The sequence below is a fragment of the Mycobacterium sp. genome, assembly GCF_036488105.1.
In the GTDB taxonomy this organism is placed as follows: Bacteria; Actinomycetota; Actinomycetes; order Mycobacteriales; family Mycobacteriaceae; genus Mycobacterium.
On the sequence record NZ_DASXHW010000221.1, the window covers coordinates 1 to 2804 of the forward strand.

The 2804-nt window shown below is 63.9% G+C and carries 4 protein-coding genes and 1 pseudogene; 2 read left to right on the forward strand and 3 right to left on the reverse strand.

Annotation, left to right across the window (positions count from 1 at the left end; all coding sequences use genetic code 11):
* Positions 1 to 118: 118 nt before the first annotated feature.
* The 3 genes and pseudogenes from VGH54_RS11870 to VGH54_RS11880 form a co-directional block, all read right to left on the reverse strand.
* The gene (locus tag VGH54_RS11870; RefSeq protein ID WP_331512192.1) at positions 119 to 748 is read right to left on the reverse strand and encodes a PaaI family thioesterase; all 630 of its coding nucleotides are present in this window, start codon (positions 746 to 748) and stop codon (positions 119 to 121) included.
* The gene (locus tag VGH54_RS11875; protein ID WP_331512193.1) at positions 745 to 1377 is read right to left on the reverse strand and encodes a cysteine hydrolase; all 633 of its coding nucleotides are present in this window, start codon (positions 1375 to 1377) and stop codon (positions 745 to 747) included. The genes VGH54_RS11870 and VGH54_RS11875 overlap by 4 nt, the downstream gene beginning before the upstream one ends.
* Positions 1374 to 1655, reverse strand: a pseudogene (locus tag VGH54_RS11880) (Rieske (2Fe-2S) protein); the annotation flags it as partial. The gene VGH54_RS11875 and the pseudogene VGH54_RS11880, both read right to left, overlap by 4 nt.
* A gap of 117 nt (positions 1656 to 1772) precedes the next feature.
* On the opposite strand from VGH54_RS11880, the gene VGH54_RS11885 reads away from it, so the two are divergent.
* Both VGH54_RS11885 and VGH54_RS11890 read left to right on the forward strand, forming a co-directional pair.
* On the forward strand, positions 1773 to 2213 hold the full coding sequence (locus tag VGH54_RS11885) for a nuclear transport factor 2 family protein (RefSeq protein WP_331512194.1): 441 nt from the start codon (positions 1773 to 1775) through the stop codon (positions 2211 to 2213).
* On the forward strand, positions 2206 to 2804 hold a 599-nt coding region (locus VGH54_RS11890), incomplete at its 3' end, for an NAD(P)/FAD-dependent oxidoreductase (RefSeq protein ID WP_331512195.1). The genes VGH54_RS11885 and VGH54_RS11890, both read left to right, overlap by 8 nt.

The window sequence follows — 2804 nt, forward strand, 5'->3', positions numbered from 1 at the left end:
GCGTAGGTGTAGCGTCGATCGCCCTGGATGATCAGCTCGCGGTCCGGAATCGTGGCCGCGACGGCTGCGGTGACGGCGGGCACGGTGAATTCGACTGCGGTGTCGGACATCGGGCCTCTCACGGCTGGTGCGGAAGTAAGCGAACCATCAGGCCGTTGGCTTCGCTGAGTACCGCGCCGTCGGCTGCCGTCATGGTAGCCGTGATGAAAACCTTCCGGCCGTCGATCTCGGTGATCGTGCCGCGAGCCTCCAGCGGCTCGTTGATCGGGGTGATCTTGCGGTAGTCGACGTGCAGGAAGGCGGTTCGGGTGGGCCGGATGTTCGCGGAAGTCACCGTCATCCCGAACAGCCAGTCGTACAACAGCGGAATCATGCCGCCGTGCACCGCCCGGTTACCGCCCACATGAGCCTCGGTGAAGTGCCCGGTCATGGTGACACCGTCGCGCCTGGAGTCAGTCATCGTCCACGGCGGCATCAGCGGATGACCCAAACCGGGAATGCTCAACACCCGGCCGGCCACGACCTGCGTCTCCGGAACCTGGTGACCGTCCAAGAGGGCGCACGCGCTTTCCAGGTGCGCGGCCGCGTCAGCCCACAGTGAGCTGTTCGGGTTGGTGGAGACGGTCAGATCCTGCAGCTGGCGCATCGCCGCCACGAATCGGCCCAGCTCTGGTGGCGCGTCCTCAACCGGTCTGACTTCGGGAAATCCACCCGTGGCTGCGGGCGCGGTGTCGGCGGCGTCGGTCACAAAGTCCCCTTGTCAGGCTGGCCCCACGTCTGGAGCAGATCGTCCGTGCGGGTGATTGTCGCCAACAGCGACAGTGTGTTGTCGATGATCGCATTGCCGTACTCGGTGGGGATTCCGGCGACGGCATCGCGCGGTACGACGACCCGATAGGCGGCGTTGACCGCGTCCATGACCACGTTGGGTATCGCGATATTCAGCGACACCCCGACCACCACGATGGTGGATACCCCGAGGTTGCGCAGCACGGCGTCGAGATCGGTTCCCCCCATCGGGCCGACGCCGTGCCACCTGCTGAGGACGAGATCGGTTGGCTCAGGACCCAATTCGTGCAGCACTGCCGCTCCGGCCGTGCCGGGAAGAATGTTCACCTCGCCGCGCCCGATGGCGAAGATCTTGGCGTTGTGATTGGAGCCGAGCCCGTCGGGCCGTCGCTGCACCACGCAGTGCACCACCCGCACGCCGGCCGAACGTGCTACCGGCAATAGCCTGGTGATGTTGGGCAGTGCAACGCGTCGCGCCTCCTCGGCGAGTAGCGCCAACCCGGCGTTCGGACCGATGACGGCGCCCTGACACTCCTGGGTGACGATCGCGGTGTGCCCGGGTGCCGCGAGCTCGGCCAGGTCGATCACGCCGGCACTTCGTAGAACTGAGTCGCCCACTTACGCAGTGCCATATACCCTTTCGCGTCCTCTCTGGACAACGCGGGATTTTCAACATACTTCTGGTAACGCCAGATCTGAAGATCGTCGAAGACGGTTGACAGGAAATGCTTTTCGATGGTGTCGCGCAGCTCGCCGTTCGGTACGTCGGACGAGTCGCCGGGTAGCCGCGGCCGCCAGATCGAATAGAACAGGTCGGAGCATTCGTCGTCGACCGGCGTGCAGGTGAAGATTAGCCGATGATTCTTGAACCAACCGGTGACTTTCCAGGTGAAGGGAACTTTCACACCGGCTCCTCAAGCACTCGTGGCGGCGATACTAAATACGTTACAGTATGGATTCCAGGTTGAGGGAGGCGTTGGAAAGTGGCAGACGAGCTCGAAGCGATTCGGCAGTTGAAGGCACGCTATTGCCGTTTTCTCGACGCCAAGGACGCCGACGGGTGGCGCAGCGTGTTCAGCGACGACCTGGTGGTCCAGCTCGACATGGCGGTGTCCACCGGGGGAGCCGACCCGATGACCGCCCCGCCGGTGGAGGGCGCCGACAACTTCGTGCCCGTGGTGCTGGGCAGTCTCGAGAATGCGGCCACCATGCACCATTGCCATACCCCGGAAATCACCCTCACCTCGCCCGTGACCGCCACCGGCATCTGGGCGATGGAGGACTGGGTCATCTTCGGCAACGGCAACGAACTGCACGGCGCGGGCCATTACCACGAGACCTACGAAAAACAGGACGGCAAGTGGCGGATCAAGACGCTGCACTTGACCCGGACCATCCAGCAGATCACCGGTGACAATGCGTGATAGCGATCCGCGCTACGACGCGCTCGTTATCGGTGCGGGATTTTCCGGCCTGTACACGCTGCATCGGCTGCGTCAGCTCGGGCTCCGGACCAGGGTGTTGGAGATGGCCGAAAACGTCGGTGGCACTTGGCTGTACAACCGCTACCCCGGCGCGCGATGCGATATCGAGAGCATCGAATACTCCTACAGCTTCTCCGAGGAGATACAGCAGGAATGGGTGTGGACCGAGACGATGCCGGCCCAACCCGAGGTGGAGGCTTACCTGAACTTCGTCGCCGACCATCTCGATCTTCGCCGTGACATCCAGTTCGGCACCAAGGTCGTCGCGATGACCTTCGATGAGCAGGCCGCGGTGTGGGTGGTGCGAACCGAAGCGGGTGAGTCGTTCACTGCGCAGTTTGTGGTGGCGGCGTCCGGCATTCTGTCCGCGCCACTGGAACCCCACATTGCCGGGATGCATGATTTCGCTGGAACGTCGCTGTTCACCGCGCGCTGGCCGGAGCACGGCGCCGACTTCGCCGGCAAGCGGGTCGGCGTGATCGGCACCGGCTCGAGCGCCGTCCAGCTGATACCGGTGGTCGCTCGAGAAGC